Annotated in this window: 16 protein-coding genes; 11 read left to right on the forward strand and 5 right to left on the reverse strand. The window is 66.3% G+C overall.

Annotated features, from left to right (window positions below; genetic code table 11):
• Positions 1-152 precede the first annotated feature (152 nt).
• From RMET_RS33910 to RMET_RS00240, 10 genes are all read left to right on the forward strand, one after another.
• Complete coding sequence (locus RMET_RS33910) at positions 153-314, forward strand: hypothetical protein (protein WP_008651794.1); 162 nt, start codon at positions 153-155, stop codon at positions 312-314.
• Positions 314-403 (forward strand): K(+)-transporting ATPase subunit F, encoded by a 90-nt coding sequence (gene kdpF / locus RMET_RS00200; RefSeq protein ID WP_008651796.1) that lies wholly within the window; start codon positions 314-316, stop codon positions 401-403. The genes RMET_RS33910 and kdpF overlap by 1 nt, the downstream gene beginning before the upstream one ends.
• On the forward strand, positions 403-2,235 hold the full coding sequence (gene kdpA / locus RMET_RS00205) for a potassium-transporting ATPase subunit KdpA (RefSeq protein ID WP_011514965.1): 1,833 nt from the start codon (positions 403-405) through the stop codon (positions 2,233-2,235). The genes kdpF and kdpA overlap by 1 nt, the downstream gene beginning before the upstream one ends.
• 18 nt (positions 2,236-2,253) lie before the next feature.
• A complete protein-coding gene (gene kdpB / locus RMET_RS00210; RefSeq protein WP_011514966.1) occupies positions 2,254-4,485 on the forward strand; it encodes a potassium-transporting ATPase subunit KdpB in 2,232 nt (743 codons plus the stop codon).
• A 21-nt stretch (positions 4,486-4,506) separates the two neighbouring features.
• Positions 4,507-5,118, forward strand: a complete 612-nt coding sequence (gene kdpC, locus RMET_RS00215; protein WP_011514967.1) for a potassium-transporting ATPase subunit KdpC — start codon at positions 4,507-4,509, stop codon at positions 5,116-5,118.
• A 148-nt stretch (positions 5,119-5,266) separates the two neighbouring features.
• Positions 5,267-8,170 (forward strand): sensor histidine kinase, encoded by a 2,904-nt coding sequence (locus RMET_RS00220; protein ID WP_011514968.1) that lies wholly within the window; start codon positions 5,267-5,269, stop codon positions 8,168-8,170.
• Between the two features lies 1 nt (position 8,171).
• Positions 8,172-8,867, forward strand: coding sequence for a two-component system response regulator KdpE (kdpE, locus tag RMET_RS00225; RefSeq protein ID WP_011514969.1), 696 nt, complete (start codon positions 8,172-8,174; stop codon positions 8,865-8,867).
• Between the two features lie 138 nt (positions 8,868-9,005).
• The gene (locus RMET_RS00230; RefSeq protein ID WP_011514970.1) at positions 9,006-9,716 is read left to right on the forward strand and encodes a tetratricopeptide repeat protein; all 711 of its coding nucleotides are present in this window, start codon (positions 9,006-9,008) and stop codon (positions 9,714-9,716) included.
• Between the two features lie 77 nt (positions 9,717-9,793).
• Entirely contained in the window at positions 9,794-12,442 is a 2,649-nt protein-coding gene (locus RMET_RS00235; RefSeq protein ID WP_011514971.1) for a circularly permuted type 2 ATP-grasp protein, read from the forward strand.
• Positions 12,439-13,341 (forward strand): transglutaminase family protein, encoded by a 903-nt coding sequence (locus RMET_RS00240; RefSeq protein WP_011514972.1) that lies wholly within the window; start codon positions 12,439-12,441, stop codon positions 13,339-13,341. The genes RMET_RS00235 and RMET_RS00240 overlap by 4 nt, the downstream gene beginning before the upstream one ends.
• A gap of 71 nt (positions 13,342-13,412) precedes the next feature.
• Here the strand turns inward: RMET_RS00240 and gatB are convergent, their stop codons facing one another.
• From gatB to gatC, 5 genes are read right to left on the reverse strand one after another with little or no spacing between them, the layout of a single operon-like run.
• Positions 13,413-14,909, reverse strand: a complete 1,497-nt coding sequence (gatB, locus tag RMET_RS00245; RefSeq protein ID WP_375199096.1) for an Asp-tRNA(Asn)/Glu-tRNA(Gln) amidotransferase subunit GatB — start codon at positions 14,907-14,909, stop codon at positions 13,413-13,415.
• Between the two features lie 37 nt (positions 14,910-14,946).
• The gene (locus RMET_RS00250; RefSeq protein ID WP_011514974.1) at positions 14,947-16,017 is read right to left on the reverse strand and encodes a dienelactone hydrolase family protein; all 1,071 of its coding nucleotides are present in this window, start codon (positions 16,015-16,017) and stop codon (positions 14,947-14,949) included.
• Positions 16,018-16,050: 33 nt separating this feature from the next.
• Positions 16,051-16,524, reverse strand: coding sequence for a hypothetical protein (locus RMET_RS00255; RefSeq protein ID WP_011514975.1), 474 nt, complete (start codon positions 16,522-16,524; stop codon positions 16,051-16,053).
• Between the two features lie 7 nt (positions 16,525-16,531).
• Positions 16,532-18,031: an Asp-tRNA(Asn)/Glu-tRNA(Gln) amidotransferase subunit GatA gene (gene gatA / locus RMET_RS00260; protein ID WP_011514976.1), complete on the reverse strand. Its 1,500-nt coding sequence runs from the start codon at positions 18,029-18,031 to the stop codon at positions 16,532-16,534.
• A gap of 51 nt (positions 18,032-18,082) precedes the next feature.
• Positions 18,083-18,382, reverse strand: a complete 300-nt coding sequence (gene gatC, locus RMET_RS00265) for an Asp-tRNA(Asn)/Glu-tRNA(Gln) amidotransferase subunit GatC (RefSeq protein ID WP_008648047.1) — start codon at positions 18,380-18,382, stop codon at positions 18,083-18,085.
• A 965-nt stretch (positions 18,383-19,347) separates the two neighbouring features.
• On the opposite strand from gatC, the gene RMET_RS00270 reads away from it, so the two are divergent.
• The gene (locus tag RMET_RS00270) at positions 19,348-20,391 is read left to right on the forward strand and encodes a rod shape-determining protein (RefSeq protein WP_008648066.1); all 1,044 of its coding nucleotides are present in this window, start codon (positions 19,348-19,350) and stop codon (positions 20,389-20,391) included.
• Positions 20,392-20,490 lie beyond the last annotated feature (99 nt).

The following is a 20,490-nucleotide window of genomic DNA, read 5'->3' on the forward strand; positions in this document are numbered from 1 at the left end:
CGAACCGTCTTCCAGCGCCAGCAGTTGCTGGTCTTCTGCATTTTTATATTTCGTTTACACCCCCCTCCCGCCTCTCTACCCCGTTTTTACCCCCCGATCCCTAACCTGCTATCCGTAAATCACTCAGTCAGGTGTTATCGCCTGCACAAGTCATGGACGGGATCTACTTCCTTGTATTGCTGGCCTTCGGCGCGTTGACGGGCGCGCTGCTGGCTCTGTGCGCCGCGCTTGGCGCCAATCCGCCGGCCAGTCGAGGTAACGGCGAAGCCGCCGCTGCCGATTCCAGGCCAGCCGCCGACAACAGGGGGCAGTAATGGAATGGACTGACCTGCTTAGCGCCGGCCTGGCCGCTGCGCTCTTCATCTACCTGCTCATTGCGCTGTTCCGGCCGGAGAAATTCTGATGTCGACACCGCACTTCACTCAATTTCTCGGACTGCTGGTTCTGTTTCTGGCCATCCTGTTCGTGGTGGGCCCATTCCTGGGCCGCTATATGCGCCGTGCCGTCGAGGAGGGCAACTTCAGCCTGACCGCCTGGGGGCGGCCCATCGAGCGCGTGCTGTATCGCGTGGCCGGTGTGCGTGCCGATGCCGAAATGGGCTGGAAGCAATACGCCATCGCGGTGCTTGTCTTCAATGTGATCGGCGTGATCGCCGTCTACGCGCTCCAGCGCGTGCAGGGTTTGCTGCCACTGAATCCGCAGGCGTTTGGCGCGGTCTCGCCCGATTCGTCGTTCAACACCGCCATCAGCTTTGTCACCAATACGAACTGGCAAGGCTACAGCGGCGAGTCGACGATGAGCTACCTGACGCAGATGCTGGCGCTGACGGTCCAGAACTTCGTCTCCGCAGCCACTGGCATTGCCGTGGTCTTCGTTCTGATCCGTGGCTTCGCGCGCCATACCTCGGCCACGATTGGCAACTTCTGGGTCGATATCACGCGCACCACGCTCTACGTGCTGCTGCCGCTGTCGGTGATCACAGCGCTGCTGCTGGTCAGCCAGGGCGTGATCCAGAACTTCGACGGCTACAAGGACGCGAATCTCGTCACGGCGGTCGAGTACACGCAGCCCAAGGTCGACGCGGCGGGCCAGCCCGTGCTCGACCCGCAAGGCAAGCCCGTGACAGAGGCGATGAAGACGACCACGCAGACGCTGGCGATGGGGCCCGTGGCTTCGCAGGAAGCGATCAAGATGCTCGGCACTAATGGTGGCGGCTTCTTCAACGCGAACTCGGCGCACCCCTATGAGAACCCGACGCCGCTGTCCAATTTCATCGAGATGCTGGCGATCTTCCTGATCCCGGCGGCCCTGTGCTTCACGTTTGGCGAGATGGTGCGGGACCGGCGTCAGGGCGTGGCCGTGCTGGCCTCGATGACGGTGATCTTCGTCGTGATGGCCGTGGCGGCGATGGCGTCCGAGCAGCACATCACGGCGGCCCTGTCGTCTCTGTCGATCGACCATGCCGCGTCCGCACTGCAGGCAGGCGGCAACATGGAAGGCAAGGAAGTGCGCTTCGGCATATCGGCCACTTCGCTGTTCGCCACGATCACGACCGCCGCTTCGTGCGGCGCGGTCAACGCCATGCACGACTCGTTCACGGCCATTGGCGGTCTGGTGCCGATGTTGCTGATGCAACTGGGTGAGGTCGTGTTTGGCGGCGTGGGATCGGGCCTCTACGGAATGCTCGTGTACGCCGTGCTGGCCGTGTTTATCGCGGGCCTGATGATTGGACGCACGCCCGAGTACCTCGGCAAGAAGATCGAGGCCTACGAGATGAAGATGACCGCCGTGGCGATCCTGGTCACGCCGCTGCTCGTACTCGTGGGTACCGCCATCGCGGTGATGCTGGAGCCGGGTCGCGCCGGCGTGTTCAACCCGGGCACGCACGGTTTCTCCGAGATCCTGTATGCGCTGTCGTCGGCGTCGAACAACAACGGCAGCGCGTTTGCCGGCCTTTCCGCCAACACACCCTTCTACAACACGCTTCTGGCTGCGGCTATGTGGTTCGGGCGCTTCTGGATCATCGTGCCGGTGCTGGCGATGGCCGGTTCGCTGGCCGCCAAGCGCCGTACGCCGGTCACGGCCGGCACCATGCCGACGCATGGCCCGCTGTTCATCGTTTTGCTCGTGGGTTCGGTGCTGCTGGTTGGCGCGCTGACCTATGTGCCGGCGCTGGCCCTGGGGCCGGTGGCGGAGCAACTGCAGCCCGCGGCGGTGACCGCGGCTGCCAAGTAATCCTGCGGAGAATCGCACATGCAACAACAATCCACCGCGACACGCTCCAGCGCTGCCGGCACGGCGTCGCGCAATCCGGCACCGGGTTCCACGGTGATGACAGGCGGCGGCCTGCCAGGCCATCCGCGTCCCTCGCGCGGCATGATGTCGCCCGAGCTGGTGAAGCCGGCCATCATCGATGCCTTCCGCAAGCTGAATCCACGCGATCAGTTGCGCAACCCGGTGATGTTCGTGGTCTACGCCGGCAGCATCCTGACGTCGATCCTGTGCGTGCGTGCCTGGCTGCACCCGACGCCGGGTGGCGAATCGGCAGGCTTCATCCTGGCCGTGACGGTATGGCTCTGGTTCACGGTACTGTTTGCGAACTTCGCCGAAGCACTGGCTGAAGGTCGCAGCAAGCAGCAGGCCGCTGCGCTGCGCGGACTCAAGACCACCACCATGGCACGCGTGGTGCGCGCCGGCCATCGCGATGCGCGCGCGCAGGGGGCTACCGAGCAGCGTGCGGCCACGGAACTGCGCAAGGGCGATGTCGTGCTCGTCGAGGCCGGCGACATGATCCCTGGCGATGGCGAAGTCATCGAGGGCGTGGCGTCGGACGATGAAAGCGCCATCACCGGCGAATCGGCGCCGGTGATCCGTGAGTCGGGTGGCGACTTCTCATCGGTCACTGGTGGCACGCGTGTGCTGTCGGACTGGATCATCGTGCGCATCACGGCCAACCCCGGCGAGAGCTTCATCGACCGCATGATCAGCATGGTCGAAGGTGCCAAGCGCCAGAAGACACCGAACGAACTCGCGCTGACGATCCTGCTGGTGGGGCTCACGCTGGTGCTGTTGCTGGCCACAGCCACGCTGCAGCCGTATTCGCTCTACGCGGTGCTGGTGACCAAGGCCGGCGTGCCGGTCTCGGTGACGGTGCTCGTGGCGCTGCTGGTCTGCCTGATTCCGACCACGATCGGTGGCCTGCTGTCGGCGATCGGCGTAGCCGGCATGAGCCGCATGATGGAAGCGAATGTGATCGCCACGTCGGGCCGCGCGGTGGAAGCGGCGGGCGATGTCGACGTGCTGCTGCTCGACAAGACCGGCACGATCACACATGGCAATCGCCAGGCCTCGCGCTTTATCTGTGCGCCCGGCGTTACCGAGCGTCAGCTCGCCGAGGCCGCGTGGCTGTCGTCGCTGGCCGATGAAACACCGGAAGGCCGCAGCATCGTTGTGCTGGCACGCCAGCAGTCAGACGTGAGCGCGCCGGAGATGGGCGAGCGGGGACTGGCAGCGCCGGTGTTCGTGCCGTTCACCGCGCAGACGCGCATGAGCGGTGTCGACGTGGCCAATGGCCAGATCGTGCGCAGCGTGCGCAAGGGCGCGGCCGATGCGGTGCGCCGCTACGTGACCGAGCGCGCGGGCAAGTTCCCCGATGTGGTGATGCAGGCCGTCGATGATGTGGCGCGCGCGGGCAGCACGCCGCTGGTGGTGGCGGAATCCATCGCGCAGGGTACCGAGGAATCGGTGCGAGTGCTCGGCGTGATCGAGCTCAAGGACATCGTCAAGGCCGGCATCCGCGAGCGCTTTGTCGAACTGCGCAAGATGGGTATCCGCACGGTGATGATCACCGGCGACAACCGGTTGACCGCTGCGTCGATCGCGGCCGAGGCCGGTGTCGACGACTTCCTCGCCGAGGCCACGCCAGAGGCCAAGCTGGCGCTGATTCGCGAGTACCAGAGCGAAGGGCGTCTTGTGGCGATGACCGGCGACGGTACCAACGATGCACCGGCGCTGGCGCAGGCCGATGTGGCCGTGGCGATGAACAGCGGCACGCAGGCCGCGCGCGAGGCCGGCAATATGGTCGACCTGGACAGCAATCCAACCAAGCTGATCGAGATCGTAGAGATCGGCAAGCAGATGCTGATGACGCGCGGGTCGTTGACCACGTTCAGCGTGGCCAACGACGTGGCCAAGTATTTCGCCATCATCCCGGCCGCGTTCGCGACCACCTATCCGCAGCTCAACCTGCTCAACGTGATGGGGCTGTCGACACCGGGCTCGGCCATCATGTCCGCCGTGATCTTCAATGCGCTCATCATCGTCGCGCTGATTCCGCTGGCGTTGCGCGGCGTGGTGTACCGCCCGCTGGGCGCGGCGGTGCTGCTGCGCCGCAACCTGCTGATCTATGGCCTGGGTGGCATCGTGGTGCCGTTCGTCGGGATCAAGCTGATCGACATGTTGCTGACGATGTTCGGCTGGGTCTGAGCATCGCAAGGAGAATCGCAAATGACTACACAAAGCAATACCGTCGCGCAGGTGCCGCGTCAGACTGGGCTGCTGCGTCCGGCGCTGACTGTTTTCATCGTGCTGTCGGTGGTGACCGGCCTGCTCTATCCCGGCGTTGTCACCGGCATCGCGCGCGCGGTGTTTCCGCATCAGGCAGCAGGCTCGTTGATCGTCAAGGATGGCAAGACGGTCGGTTCCGAACTGATCGGCCAGCCGTTCTCGGACCCGAAGTACTTCTGGGGCCGCCTGTCGGCTACGGCGCCGATGTCTTACAACGCCACGGCATCAGGTGGCTCAAACCTGGGGCCGACCAATCCGGCGCTGACGGACGCCGCGAAAGCACGTATAGACGGGCTCAGGGAAGCGGATCCGGACAACAAGGCGCCGGTTCCGGTGGATCTGGTGACGGCCTCGGGCAGCGGTCTCGATCCGCATATCAGCCCGGCAGCGGCGCAGTACCAGGCGGCCCGCGTGGCGCGGCTGCGCGGTGTGTCATTGGAGAAGGTCGAGGCGCTGATCGCCGCCAATACCAAAGACCCTGGTCTGGCGGTGCTTGGCGAGCCGGCGGTCAATGTGCTTGCGCTGAACCTGGCGCTGGATGGGCTGAAATAGATCTGGTGGCCGTTGATACCTGGTTTGCCCTCCGTCTTCCCCTCGCCCTTGCCCTGCCCGTGCAGGCGGGAGCCGGGGGAACGCCGAAGGCCTGTGAAACGCTGATGGTTTGCCCCGCCCTCCCGTGTGTGGAGTTGGGGACAGACGCATGTACGCATGGCAATCGCCTGCGTGGCACAATCATCGCCACCAACCGCCGTTGCCGATGACCGATCCAGACGCCCGCCCGGACCCCGACGCCCTGCTGCAACGCATGCAGGCGGAGCGCGCGCGTGCCGCTCGCGGCAAACTGCGCGTGTACTTTGGCGCGTCGGCCGGCGTTGGCAAGACCTTTGCCATGCTGGGCGCCGCGCGTGCGTTGCGCGAGCAGGGCGTGGACGTGGTGGTCGGCGTGGTCGAGACACATGGCCGCGCCGAGACCGAGGCTCTGCTCGATGGACTCGAGCGCCTGCCGCTGCGCGAGGTTCCATATCGGGACCGCGTCCTGGCGGAGTTCGATCTCGACGGCGCGCTGGCCCGACGCCCCGCGCTGATTCTGGTGGATGAACTCGCGCATTCGAATGCTGCGGGCAGCCGGCATCCGAAACGCTGGCAGGACATTCAGGAACTACAGGCCACGGGCATCGACGTCTGGACCACGGTCAATGTGCAGCACCTGGACAGCCTCAATCAGGCCGTGGGTGGCATCACCGGTGTGCGCGTCTGGGAGACCGTGCCCGATGCGGTGTTCGACGGCGCCGACGAAGTGGTGCTGGTGGACCTGCCCGCCGATGAACTGCTGCGCCGGCTGCGCGAGGGCAAGGTCTACCTGCCCGATCAGGCGCGCCACGCCGCACGTAATTTCTTCCGCAAAGGCAACCTGATCGCGCTGCGCGAACTCGCGTTGCGGCGGACCGCCGATCGCGTCGACGACGATGTGCGCGCGTATCGACATGCCGAATCGATCGATCTGGTCTGGCGCACGCGGGAAGCCCTGGTGGCGTGCATCGGCGCCGGCGACGATGCCGAGCAGGTGGTGCGCAGCGCGCAGCGTCTGGCGGGCCAGCTCGATTGCGACTGGCATGTGGTGACGATCGCCACGCCCCAGTTGATGCCGCCATCCAACGAGGTCCGCGCGCGCATGCGCGCCGCCATGCAATTGGCAGAGGAACTGGGGGCCCGCACGGAGACGCTCGCCGGCAACGACATGGTCAAGGCGGTGGCAGGCTACGTGCGACGCCACAACCTGACCAAGGTGCTGCTTGGCCGTGCCCCCGCCGACTGGTATGCGCGAGGGAACTGGATCGACAAGGGGCGTGCCTTGCTGGCCCGTGCGCTGTCGCCGTTGCTTGGTGTCGGTAACCGGCTGTTCGGCCGGCAGATGTTCGCCGATGCGCTGGCGGCGGGTTGCCCGGAGATCGACGTGATCAGGGTGGCGGCCGACTCCACACGGGCGGACCTGCGTCCGCGAGTCCAGGAGGGGCTATCCACCGAGGCGCACGATGCGGAGGCCGAAGCCGAGTTGGCCCGCGTGCGCCGTCATAACTATGGCTGGGCCGTGGTCTGGTGCATGGCGGCGACGTTCCTGTCGACGTTGACCAGACCCTGGTTCGACCTGGTCAATATCGCGATGCTGTTCCTGGTTGCCGTGGTAGGCGTGGCGTTGCGTCATGGCCGGGGACCGGCGGCATTGGCATCGGTGATTTCGGTGGCGGCGTTCGACTTTTTCTTCGTGCCGCCGAGAATGTCGTTCGCCGTCAGCGACGTGCAGTACCTGTTGACGTTCTTCGTGCTGCTGACGGTTGGTCTGGTGATCGGCCAGCTTACGGCGGGACTACGCGAGCAGGCTCAGGTGTCCGTGCGGCGCGAAACCGATGCGCGCACGCTCTATGAGCTGGCGCGCGAGTTGTCCGCTGCGCTGACGGCGCAGCAGATCGTCGAGATCGGCGGTCGCTTCCTGCGTGCCGCCTTTGACGCGGATGGCACTTTTTTCCTCGTCGCAGAGAACGGACGGCTCATGCCGATGGCCGGCGGAGAAAAGACACCGGAGCCGCGGACAGGCAAAGGCGATGCCATCGACAAGGTGTTGGCGCAATGGGTGTTCGATCACGGTCAGCCTGCCGGCACGGGCACGCACACGCTACCCGGCAGCACGGTGCTGTATCTGCCGCTGAAGGCGCCGATGCAGACGCGCGGCGTGCTGGCCGTGGAGCCGCGCGCGTGGCGGGCGCTGGCGGACCCGGCGTTGCGTCGTCAGGCCGATGTCTTTGCCACGCTGATCGCGATCGCGATCGAGCGTATCCATTACGTCGACGTGGCGCAGCGCGCGCTGGTGTCGATCGAGTCGGAACGGCTGCGCAGTTCGCTGCTGGCCGCGGTGTCGCATGATCTGCGTACGCCGCTGACCGGGCTGATCGGCATGGCCGAAACGCTGCAGCGCGCGGAGATGCCGCTGCCGGCCAGCGTCGCGGAGACAGTCGAGGCAATGCGCGTTCAGGCACAACGGATGCGCACGATGGTCGTCAACCTGCTCGACATGGCGCGCCTGCAGCATCACGACCTGGCGCTCAAGCGTGGCTGGCAATCGCTTGAGGAACTGATTGGCGCGGCGCTGGCGTCGATGCGCGACGTGCTCGGTCGGCACCATGTGGAAGTGATGAATCTTGTGGAGCTGCCGCTGGTGGAGTGCGACGATGTGCTGATGGAGCGTGTGCTGTGCAACCTGCTGGAGAACGCGGCGAAGTACACGCCGGCAGGCACCGCCATCCGCATCCGCGGCGCGGTGGTGGGCGACGAGGTGCAACTGTCAGTGGAAGACGAAGGCCCGGGCGTGCAGTCGGGCCAGGAGCGCTACATCTTCGAGAAATTCACGCGTGGCGAGCGCGAATCGGCCACCTCCGGCGTCGGGCTCGGCCTGGCGGTCTGCGAGGCGATCATGCAGGCCCATGGTGGTCGCATCTGGGTGGAGGCCGCCCACCCACATGGTTCGCGATTCACGCTGGCGCTGCCGCGCGGCAATCCACCGGCTATCGAGCCAGAGTCGCTGGACGAACCCATTCCGGATCATCACTGACATGCCTTTTGATTATTCGCCGACCGTGTTGCTGGTCGAGGACGAACCCCACATCCGCCGCTTCGTGCGTGAATCGCTGCAGTCCGAGGGCTGCACGGTGCACGAGGCCGATACGCTCAAGCGCGGCCTGATTGACGCCGGCACGCGCCAGCCGGATGTGGTGATCCTGGACCTTGGCCTGCCTGATGGCGATGGCATGACACTGATCCGCGAGATGCGCACCTGGACCGAGGTGCCTGTGCTGGTGCTATCGGCACGCACTGGCGAAGCCGACAAGATCGCCGCGCTCGATGCGGGCGCGGACGACTACCTGACCAAGCCGTTCGGCGTCGGTGAACTGGTGGCGCGCGTGCGCGTGCTGCTGCGCCGGCACGCCAAGGCGAATCCACAAGGCACGCCCCAGATCACGTTCGGCGACGTGCGCGTGGACCTGGCCAACCGGCTCGTCACGCGCGGCGAAGATCAGGTGCATCTGACGCCGATCGAATACCGCCTGCTGGCCGTGCTGATCGCCAATCGTGGCAAGGTCATGACGCACCGGGAACTGCTGCGCGAGGTCTGGGGCCCCTCGCACTCGGAGAGCAGCCACTACCTGCGGGTCTATATGGGCCACCTGCGCCACAAGCTCGAGGTCGATCCGGCCCAGCCCGCGCATCTGCTGACAGAGGTGGGCGTCGGATACCGGTTCGCCGGCTGAGCCAGATTATAAGAATGACGAATAATAACGAAGAATAATTTGAGTCGATAATCTGTTATCGACATATAAGTTCCCACGGATCGCCCACTACACTGAATCAAACACCCCCAGACGCGCCTAGCCGGATCGGAGCCAGCCATGTCGCAACTTGCCGCCCCTACGATCCGCCAGTCCGTCGTTGCACTGGCGCTGGCCTGCGCCCTGTCCGGCTTGAGTGCTTACGCGGCCACCGAGCGACCGCAACCGGCACAGGAACAGACCCAGGCGGCGGTGGCCGCCTACGAGGCTGGCAATTTCGAGGTGGCGATCCAGGGCTTTGCAGCGGCCGCGCAGAAGGGCAACCGGCTGGCCCAGTTCGACTACGCGATGATGTTGCTGCGTGGCGAAGGCACGCCGGCGAAGCCGCAGGAGGCGCTGGTCTGGCTGCGCCGCGCGGCGGACAACCAGATGACCCACGCGCAGTTCACATTCGGCGATCTGTACGAACGCGGTGACGTGGTGCCGAAGTCGCTGCCCGAGGCCAACCGCTGGTATGAACTCGCGGCGCAGGGGGGACATGTGCAGGCGCAGGTGGCGCTCGCCACCAATTACTTCACCGGCCGGGGCGTGCCCCTCGACTACGGTCGCGCGTTCCACTGGTACAGCAAGGCCGCCGCAGCCGGCGACGAAGGCGCGCAGTACATCGTCGCCAGCTATTACGAGCGCGGGTATCCGGGGGTGGTGGATCGCGATATCGAACAGGCCAAGCTCTGGTACGCCCGTGCCGCCGCGCATGGCGATCCGGGCGCGCTGGCCAAGCTGCGTTCGCTGCAGGACGAGGGGGCGCAGCCCGCGAAGGGCCCAATGTGAGCGCTATGCGCGACGCGAGCGCCGATCCTGTCATACTCGCAGCGCATTGCGCCGATGCATCCCGGAGACCGTAGCCCTTGCCCTCGCAGTCGTCACTGCCTCTTGAAGGACCCGATGCGCCTGCCCTGATGGCTGGCCAACTGGCGCTGCCCGTGCCGGATGGCCACCTCGACGAGTTGCGCCTGCCAGATGGCGCGTTGCGCGAATGCTGGGCACGCTTCTTCTCGGTACTCGGCGATCCACCGCCAGACGTACTGAATGCCCACGCGTCTGCCGTGGCGCGGCAGATTCGCCAGAACGGCGTCACGTACAACATCCGTGCCGACCAGGGCGATGGCGCGCGCGCGTGGCAACTCGAAGTGTTTCCGCTTCTGGTGCCGGAGCAGGACTGGGCCACTATCGAAGCGGGCGTGGCGCAGCGCGCGACGTTGGCCAACGCGATCATGGCCGACATCTACGGCCCACAGCTGCTGCTCAAGCGCGGCCTGCTGCCACCGGGGCTCGTCTACGGGCATCCCGGCTACATGCGGCCACTAAAGGGATACCGGCCGCCGGGTGGCAGCTACCTGCAGACCGTGGCAGTCGACCTCGTCCATACCGCGAGCGGCTGGACCGTGATTGCGCATCGGACGGAGACGCCGTCCGGCATGGGCTATGCGCTCGAAAATCGCCTGATCGTCTCGGGCCAGTTCGCCGAGGCGTTCCGCGAGATGCGTGTGCGGCGGCTCCCGCAGGCGTTCGCCCAGTTGATCTCCACACTCGCGCTGGCGCCGCTGACGCCGCTGACGCCGCTGGGGGGCGAGCCCGGCAGCCCGAGACCCTTGCAGGCGGGGCGGCAGATCGTGCTGCTATCGCCGGGGCCATACAACGAGACGTTCTTCGAGCACACGTTCCTGGCGCGCTATCTCGGCATCACCCTGGTCGAAGGCAAGGACCTGACCGTGCGCAATGACGTGGTCTATCTGAAGACGTTCGGCGGTCTGGAGCGCGTGGACGTGATCCTGCGTCGCCTCGACGATGTGTTCTGCGACCCCCTCGAACTGCGCGGCGATTCGATGATCGGCGTGCCGGGCCTGCTCGAAGCGATGCGTGCGGGCAATGTGATGGTGTCGAACGTGCCGGGCTCTGGCTTTCTCGAGTCGCCCGCGATCCACGGTTTCCTGCCCGGCGTGGCGCAGGCGTTGCTCGGCGAACCGCTGGTCCTGCCGGCGGTGTCGAGCTGGTGGTGCGGCGAGGCGCCGGCGTGGCAGGAGGCACTGGGTCTGCTTGACGAAGCGTTCGTGATGCCCACCTATCCGCGCACGCCTGCAGACGCGCCGCTTGGCATGGAGCAGGGGCTGCAGACGCTGGCGGACTGGCGCGCGCGCATCGACGCGTCGCCCGATCGCTATACCGTGCAGGCGCCGCTGCCGCTCTCGCATATGCCGTGCTGGGAACCCGACGGCCATGGCGGCGGCCGCATTGGCTCGCGCCCGGCCATGCTGCGGGTTTATGCGATTGCCGATGGCAATGGCGGCTGGCAGGTGATGCCGGGCGGATTCACGCGTCTGGCCCCGCCGCATCGCGAGGCGGTATCGATGCAGATCGGCGGTACCAGTGCCGACACGTGGGTGTTGTCGAGCCAGCCGACGCACGCGGTGCCGCTGACCTCGGCGCGCGCCGGTTTGGCGGCGATGAGCGCGACGGCAGGATCGGCGCTTGCCCGGCAGCTGACGGTGTCGAGCCGCGCGGCCGAGAACCTGTACTGGGCGGGCCGCTACGCCGAGCGCGCCGAGAACCTTGTGCGTCTGTGCCGGCAAATCCTTGGTTCGATCGAATCGAACGACGAAACCGACGACGGCACGCTGACGATGATCGGTGACCTGGCAACGTGGTTCGGGCTGGTGCCGCCGCAGACGCCATCGCCGCGAGCATCGTTGAGAGCGTTCGAACATGCCCTCGTTTCCACGCTGGCCAACCCTGACGCGGACTCCGGGCTGGGCCCGACGCTCGCCAGCCATGCCGGCGCCGCCAACGAGATCCGCAACCGGCTCTCGAACGATCACTGGCGCACGATCTTGGCCGCGCGTAATGACTTTCGCGATGCGATGCAGGCAGCCTGCCCAGATGGTCCATCGGCGGGGGAGGGCACTTACGATCGCTCGAAGGTGCTGGCAGCGCTCGAGCACCTGTCGATGCAGCTTGGCGCGATCAGCGGCGCGCAGGGCGACCGCATGGCGCGCGACGTGGCGTGGCGGCTGGTATTCATCGGCCGCCATATTGAACGGCTCGGCACGCTGGCGCTGTTCCTGGAAGTGGCCGAGCGCAGCGGCGCGCTGTACTCGCGCAGTGGTGTGGACCTGCTGCTGCATCTGTTCGACAGCACGTTGTCGTTCCGATCGCTGTTTCCCGGCCGCGCCGATGTACCTGCGCTGGTCGATCTGCTCGTGCTCGATCCGACCAATCCGCGCGGCATCTATGGTGTGCTGGATCGCTTGCGCGCCAAGCTCGTGCAACTGCCCACCGGCGCCACGGGGCAGACGCGTGTGCCGCTGGCGGAGATGCTGCCGCCAGCCAGCGCGCTACCTTCGCGCACGCTGCTGTGCGCGAGCAATCGGCAGGGGCGTCAGACCACGCTCGGGGCGCTGTGTGATCAGCTTGGCGCGCGCATGGCAAAGTTGTCCGAAGAGATCGGCGGCCGCTACTTCAGTCATGCCGGCGTGACAATCGAAACCGAACTGCCATGAGCGACATCGGCACGACCACGCTCAGCGTGCACCACACCACCACCTACCACTACGCATGGCCGGTAGAGCTTGCGCAGCAGCGTGCCGTGGTGACGCCACCGTCCTGCGCGTGGCAGACCGTCGGGGCCCATTCGATCGAGGTGGACCCCGCCCCGTCCCACCAGCACATGCGCACCGACGGGTTCGGCAACAACGTGCTGCATTTCATGCTCGACGTGCCGCACGAGACGATGTGGCTGACGGCTACCAGCACCGTCACACTGAAGCCGCGCTGGCAGGCGCTCGATATCGCCCGCAGTCCGCGCTGGGAAGACGCAGCGGAGCGGCTACGCTATCGCGCAGGCCAGCCCTTTCATCCCGAGACGGAGTTTGTGTATGCGTCGCCCAACGTCGCATTGCATGACAGCCTGCGCAACTACGCGCTCCTTAGCTTCGCGCCTGGCGTGACGGTCGCGGCTGGCGCCATCGATCTGATGCATCGTATTCACGCCGACTTCGACTATCACAGCGAGATCACGGAGGTGCATACGCCGGCGCTGGAAGCGTTCGCGCTGCGCAGCGGCGTCTGCCAGGACTTCGCACAGGTGATGATCGGCTGTCTGCGCTCGATTGGCCTGCCGGCACGCTACGTCAGCGGTTACCTGTGCACCGATCCACCGCCAGGCGAGCCGAGGTTGCTGGGCGCCGATGCCTCACATGCGTGGGCCGGCGTCTGGTGCCCGGAGAACGGCTGGATCGATCTCGATCCCACCAATGCAATGCTGGCCGACACGCGACACGTGACGCTGGCCATCGCACGCGACTATAGCGATGTGCCGCTGCTGCATGGCGTGATCGTGGGGGGCGGGGAGCATACGGTGGGGGTGGAGGTCAGCGTGGTGCCGGTGATGTCGGCATAGCGAACGCCAGGCGCAAAAAAACCGGCCACGCTTGATGCATGGCCGGCTTCTTCACTTCCGGAGCGCCGATATCAGCCCAGCTTCTTCTTCAGCAGTTCATTGACCTGCGCCGGGTTAGCCTTGCCCTTGGTGGCCTTCATGGCCTGGCCGACCAGTGCGTTGAACGCCTTCTCCTTGCCAGCGCGGAATTCCTCGACTGACTTGGCGTTGGCGGCCAGCACGTCGTCGATGATCTTCTCCAGCTCGCCAGTGTCGGACATCTGCTTCAGGCCCTTGGCCGCGATGATCGCGTCGGCGTCGCCGTCGGACTCGCCAGCCCACATCGCCGGGAACACGTCCTTCTTGGCGGTGTTGTTCGACACCGTGCCGTCCGTAATGCGTGCCAGCAGCTTAGCCAGTTGCGCCGGGCGCACGGGCGCTTCGTCGATCGAGATGCCTTCGCGGTTCAGTTGCGACGCGATCTCGCCCATCACCCAGTTCGCCGCCGGCTTGGCGCTGGCTGCGCCAACGTTGGTCACGACGGCCTCGTAGTACGCCGCCAGCGCCTTCGTCGCCGTGATGGTGCTTGCGTCGTACGCCGACAGGCCGTACTGGGACACGAAACGGGCCTGCATCGTGGCCGGCAATTCGGGCAGTTCGCTCTTCACGCGCTCGACCCACGCCGCGTCGATCTCCAGCGGCATCAGGTCCGGATCGGGGAAGTAGCGGTAGTCGTGCGCGTCTTCCTTGGTGCGCATCGCGCGTGTCTCGCCGGTGTCCGGGTCGAACAGCACGGTGGCCTGCACGATCTCGCGGCCATCCTCGATCTCGGCGATCTGCCACTGCACCTCGTAGTCGATGGCCTGTTGCAGGAAGCGGAACGAGTTCAGGTTCTTGATCTCGCGGCGTGTGCCGAATTTTTCCTGGCCCACCGGACGCACGGACACATTGGCGTCGCAGCGGAAGCTGCCTTCCTGCATGTTGCCGTCGCAGATGCCAAGCCACACCACCAGCGAATGCAGGGCCTTGGCATAGGCCACGGCCTCGGCCGAGCTGCGCATGTCGGGCTCGGTCACGATTTCTAGCAGCGGCGTGCCCGCGCGGTTCAGGTCGATGCCGGTCATGCCCGCGAAGTCCTCGTGCAGCGACTTGCCGGCGTCCTCCTCAAGGTGGGCGCGCGTCAGGTTGACGGTCTTCTCGTACACGCCCTGCTTGCCTTCCACCTGAATCGTGATCTGGCCGCCTTGCACGACGGGGATCTCGTACTGGCTGATCTGGTAGCCCTTCGGCAGGTCAGGATAGAAGTAGTTCTTGCGCGCGAAGATGCTGCGTGGCGCAATCGTCGCGCCAATGGACAGGCCGAACTGGATGGCGCGCTCCACGGCGCCGCGGTTCAGTACGGGCAGCACGCCCGGCAGCGCCAGGTCCACGGGCGAGGCCTGCGTATTGGGCTCGGCTCCGAACGCGGTGGAGGTGCCGGAGAAAATCTTGGAGGCCGTGGAGAGCTGCGTGTGCGTCTCCAGGCCGATCACCACTTCCCATTGCATGGCGGTTGTTCCTTCGTAAGCCTGATTTGAGTCTTTCTGTATCTGTGTTCGGTGCTCGTCGAGCCGGGTCCCGGTTGTATCAGGGATCCGGGCTCGCAAGCCATGAATCGAGCTGTCCCAGCGCTGCCACGCGGGCCACGGCATCGCCGCCCACCGTGACGCCGCCGTTGCGCCGCGCTGCGATCACATCGCGCCGCACATGCAGTTCGCTCGTGCCGTCGAAGCCATGGTACGCGCCCGGATAGATCTCCAGCCGGAAGCGCGCCCCCGGCTGCCGCGACTGCACGGCGTTCTGCAGCATCGCGCAGCGCGTGGCGGGCGTCCAGTCGTCCGCGCCGCCGATCAGCAGCAGCAGCGGCGAGCGCAGCCGGAAGTTGTGCTGTTGCACCGCGCGCTTGCATCCCGGATAGAACGCCACCGCACGGTCCACCGTGGGCGTGCCGCCGGGCCAGGGCCGGCTGGCGTCGATCGTGGCCAGCACGGCTTGCGCACCGTTGGACCAGCCCAGCAGCACGATGCGGCGGGCATCGATGCCAGGTTGCCGGGATACCCATCGCATTGCGGCCAGTGCGTCGCTGCGGCGTGTCCGGTCGTCGATCGCACGCGATTCGAGGGCGTCGCCGCAAGTGCCCTGGGCCCTGCCGCGCACGCTGTAGCTGTCCGGCATCAGCACCGCATAGCCGCGCTCGGCAAGCCAGTGCGCGTACTCGCGGTAGCGGCTCTGCAGCGCGCCGGCCGGATCGATGACTTCCTCGATCGTGCCCGCGCGTTTCGCGGCCACGCGCATGTCGATCAGACCATTGCAACCGTGCAGTGCCACTACCACGGGCAGTGGCTGCGAACGCGGCAGGCCACCATCGCGGGGTGTGAACCAGTATCCGGTCAGCTCCGGCGAGCCGCCATCGCCGGGAATGCGCACCCGCTGGGCCGCTGGTTCCATGGCCGCCGCTGCCGGTGTCATGGGTGCGCTGGCGGAAGCGGCCGGCGCCGCCGACGGTACTGCCGATGACACAGCAGGCTGCGCGGGCGCGGCCTGCAGGAGCGCCATGCCGATGGCCACCGCCGCCACGCTCGCGCGCAGCCAGTGCCCCGCCATGGTCGGAACCAGCGGCGTGGGGGTCAGCGTGGAAAGGTGCGGTCGGCGCCTCATGATCGGTCGATGGACGGTGTCGCTTCGTGCGTGTTAGCGCGTGCGGGCGCAGTCGCCCGAACCCGGTTCGAACATCACCGGCCATGCCTGCTCATAGATGCCCGGCGTGCAGTGCGCCTGGCAATTCGCGTGCGCCAGCGTGATGCGGCGCGGGTCCTGCCAGACCATCAGCTCGCAGGCGCTGCCGTCGTTGGCGCGCAGTTCGATATGCGGCGTTTTCTTGACCTGACGGAAGTCGGCCAGATTGAAGCTGCACGAGCCGCGCTTGCCCACCCAGAGCTTCCACTGGAGCTGCTGCACGGTGTTGTTGGCCACGCGCAACTGCGCGTCCTCGCGGAAGCCATCCTCCTCGGTGCGGCGGCAATCGCCAACGAGGTCGATATCGCGCGCGGCGATCGGCGTCGAGCGGCCGCCGAACGGCAGCGGAATGCAGCCGGCCAGCGTCGCCAGCAGGGCCATGGCCGCAGCGGCGCGCATGCTGACGATGGGCAGGGGGCGTGTTTGCATGGCGTTGTCAGGCCGGGCGGCGCAGGTGCCAGTCGGTGGCCTGCTGGAACGCATGGGCCGTCTGCAACAATTGCGCTTCGTCGAAATAGTTGCCGATAAGCTGCAGGCCAACAGGCATGTTGCCTTCGCCAAAGCCGCACGGCACGCTCATGCCGGGCAGGCCCGCCAGGCTGGTGGACAGCGTGAAGATGTCCGCCAGGTACATCTGGACCGGATCGGCAGTCTTCTCGCCGAGCTTCCATGCCACCGTGGGCGCCACCGGACCCATGATCACGTCGCACTGGGTGAACGCGCGCTGGAAGTCGTCGGCGATGATGCGGCGGATCTTCTGCGCCTGCAGGTAGTAGGCGTCGTAGTAGCCGTGCGACAGCACGTACGTGCCCACCATGATCCGGCGCTTGACCTCGGGGCCGAAGCCTTCGGCGCGGCTCTTCTTGTACATGTCGAGCAGGTCGCCATACTGCGCGGCGCGATGGCCGTAGCGCACGCCATCAAAGCGGGACAGGTTCGACGATGCCTCGGCCGGCGCGATGATGTAGTAGACGGGGATCGACAGTTCGGTCTTCGGCAGGGTCACGTCGACCAGCGTCGCGCCCAGCTTCTCATACTCGGCCAGCGCGGCGCGCAAGGCCTGTTCGACGTCGGCCGAGAGGCCTTTGCCGAAATACTCGCGCGGCAGGCCGATGCGCAGGCCGGCCAGCGGCTGGCTGGCGGTGGCGCCGGCGCGGGGCTGGCCCAGCAGGCGCGTGAAGTCCTCGGTGACGCCGCCCAGTTCCGGGGTCAGGCTGGTCGAATCCTTCGGGTCGAAACCGGCCATGCCATTAAGCAGCAGCGCGCAGTCCTCTGCTGAATGGGCCATCGGGCCGCCCTGGTCCAGCGACGACGCGAACGCAATCATGCCGTACCGCGACACGCGGCCATACGTCGGCTTGATGCCGGTGATGCCCGAGAACGAGGCCGGCTGGCGAATCGAGCCACCGGTGTCCGTGCCGGTGGCCGCAGGTGCAAGGCCGGCGGCCACGGCGGCGGCGGAACCGCCCGAGGAGCCACCCGGCACGCGGCTGGTGTCCCACGGGTTGCTCACCGGGCCGAAGAACGAGTTCTCGTTCGACGAGCCCATCGCGAACTCGTCCATGTTGGTCTTGCCCAGCGTGACCATGCCGGCGGCGGCCAGGCGTTCGACCACGGTGGCGTCGAACGGGCTTTCGTAGTTGGCCAGCATCTTCGAGCCGGCGGTGGACTTCCAGCCGCGCGTCACGAAGACGTCCTTGTGGGCGATGGGCACGCCGGTCAGCGGCGTGGCCTGGCCCTGGGCGCGGCGCTCGTCGGCGGCGCGGGCCTGGGCCAGGGTCAGTTCGGGGTCGACGGCAACGAACGCATTGAGGGCGCGGCCGGCCTCGATGCGGGCCAGGTACTCGCGGGCGAGTTCCTCGGCGGAAACGGAGCGCGCCGCCAGGGCATCGGCGATCTGGCGCAGGGAAGTCACGGAATCAGCTGAAAAGGGCATGTCGATGATGGCGTCTGGGTGGTGGGCAACGTGGTATCGGAGACCGCGTTGTCACTCGATGACCTTCGGCACCAGGTAGAGGCCGTTTTCGGTAGCTGGCGCGGGGCGCTGGTAATCGGCGCGGCGGTCGGATTCCGTGACGGCGTCCTCGCGCAGGCGCTGGGCGATGTCGCGCACGGCGGACAGCGGGTGCGCCAGCGGCTCGATGCCGGTGGTGTCCACCGCCTGCATCTGCTCCACGAGCGAGAAGAAATTGTTCAGTTGCGCAAGCGTTTGCTCGGCCTCGGCATCGCTAGTTTCGATGCGGGCCAGATGCGCGATGCGCTTGACGTCGGAGAGTGCGAGAGCCATGGCGTGATGCGGCGCGTGCGCCGGGTTCGGTCCGTTGGACTGGAAGTATCTTGGCCGGATTCGGGGGTGCCGGCCATCTGGGGGCCGGAAGGGCGCTTCGGGTGGCACGGCGGCGGGGTGGCCAGGGCGTGCCGGACTGGTGCGCCCGGGGAGGCGCCCCAGGATCGTCGAAGTTACAAGTTTTTCCGGGGCCAAACGCCCCGAAACAGCGAGAATTATAAGGTATGATTATGCGTTGCAGATTCCCCGCAACGCGCGCTCCACTTCGGATGGGCAGGGATGCCCGATGGTGACGCCGTCGGCACAGTCCGGACGGTTTTCGCGGTCGACCAGAACGGCCCCGGGACCCGGAACGGACCAGTTCCGAGCGTCGGCCGTCGCAGCCGTGCAACACTGGCGGCGCATGATAGCCGTCGGCGCCATACAAAAGGGGGACGCACTATCCGGTACGGCGTGGAAGTCCGGCGCGTATTGGACACGGGGTTGCGCGGTGACCATCCTGCGATATGCAGAGGGAAATCATCGCATTTTCAGTCGTAACAATCAGGTTCCTCCGATTAGGCTACTGCCACACGTCAGGTGTATTTGACCTGTCCGGCGCATCTGGCGGCGAACTTTCGCGCAGAGTCTAATCAAAGGTTCCCGTAAGGGGTGCTAACAAAGCGAAGCCTGGTGGGTCTGGCCGGGCGCGGCGAAGGCGTTTGTCCGTCACCGCGCTGCCAGAATTGCCAGAGTCGTTTTGTTAGCACCTCTCGGTTCGGCGCGTGCAGGTCTGCGCCGGTTGCGGAGCGCCGTGGGCTGCCGATCCGGCGTGTCAGCGGCATCGGCCCGCGCCAGCATGACTGGCGCGGGCCGCACGCACCGGGGAGCCGTGAACCATCACCCTTGCAAACGATTCGTGGCCGGGCCGCAGGCGGCGCCGGCCGCTTCGCATACCCGCGAAACAACAGAAGACAGGATTCCTGATGTTCGGATTTCTCCGCAGCTATTTCTCCAACGACCTGGCCATCGACCTGGGCACCGCCAACACCCTGATTTACATGCGCGACAAGGGCATCGTCCTGGACGAACCGTCGGTCGTGGCTATCCGTCAGGAAGGTGGCCCCAACGCCAAGAAGACGATTACCGCGGTGGGCAAGGAAGCCAAGCAGATGCTGGGCAAGGTCCCGGGCAACATCGAGGCCATCCGCCCGATGAAGGACGGCGTCATTGCCGACTTCACCGTGACCGAGCAGATGCTCAAGCAGTTCATCAAGATGGTGCACGACTCGAAGCTGCTGCGTCCGAGCCCGCGCATCATCATCTGCGTGCCGTGCGGTTCCACCCAGGTGGAACGCCGCGCCATCCGTGAATCGGCCCTGGGCGCCGGCGCCAGCCAGGTGTACCTGATCGAGGAGCCGATGTCGGCGGCGATCGGCGCGGGCTTGCCCGTGTCGGAGCCGTCGGGCTCGATGGTCGTCGATATCGGCGGCGGTACCACCGAGGTGGGCATCATCTCGCTGGGCGGCATGGTCTACAAGGGTTCGGTGCGCGTGGGCGGCGACAAGTTCGACGAGGCGATCGTCAACTACATCCGCCGCAACTACGGCATGCTGATCGGCGAGCAGACCGCCGAAGCGATCAAGAAGGAAATCGGCTCGGCCTTCCCGGGTTCGGAAGTCCGCGAAATGGAAGTCAAGGGCCGTAACCTGTCCGAAGGCATTCCGCGCGCGTTCACGGTGTCGTCGAACGAAATCCTCGAAGCGCTGACCGATCCGCTGAACCAGATCGTGTCGGCCGTGAAGATCGCGCTGGAACAGACCCCGCCGGAACTGGGCGCCGACATCGCCGAGCGCGGCATGATGCTGACCGGCGGCGGCGCGCTGCTGCGTGATCTGGACCGTCTGCTGGCCGAGGAAACCGGCCTGCCGGTGCTGGTGGCCGAAGACCCGCTGACCTGCGTGGTACGCGGCTCCGGCATGGCGCTGGAGCGTATGGACAAGCTCGGCAGCATCTTCTCGTACGAGTAATGCAACCGGACCCGGCAACGTGGTGAGTCGCGTCGCCGGGCCCTCCCCCATCTTGAACGTTTTCTCCGCCAGCCCGACCCGCCCCGTCCCGCAAGGGAC

The organism is Cupriavidus metallidurans CH34 (assembly GCF_000196015.1).
Classification (GTDB): Bacteria; Pseudomonadota; Gammaproteobacteria; order Burkholderiales; family Burkholderiaceae; genus Cupriavidus; species Cupriavidus metallidurans.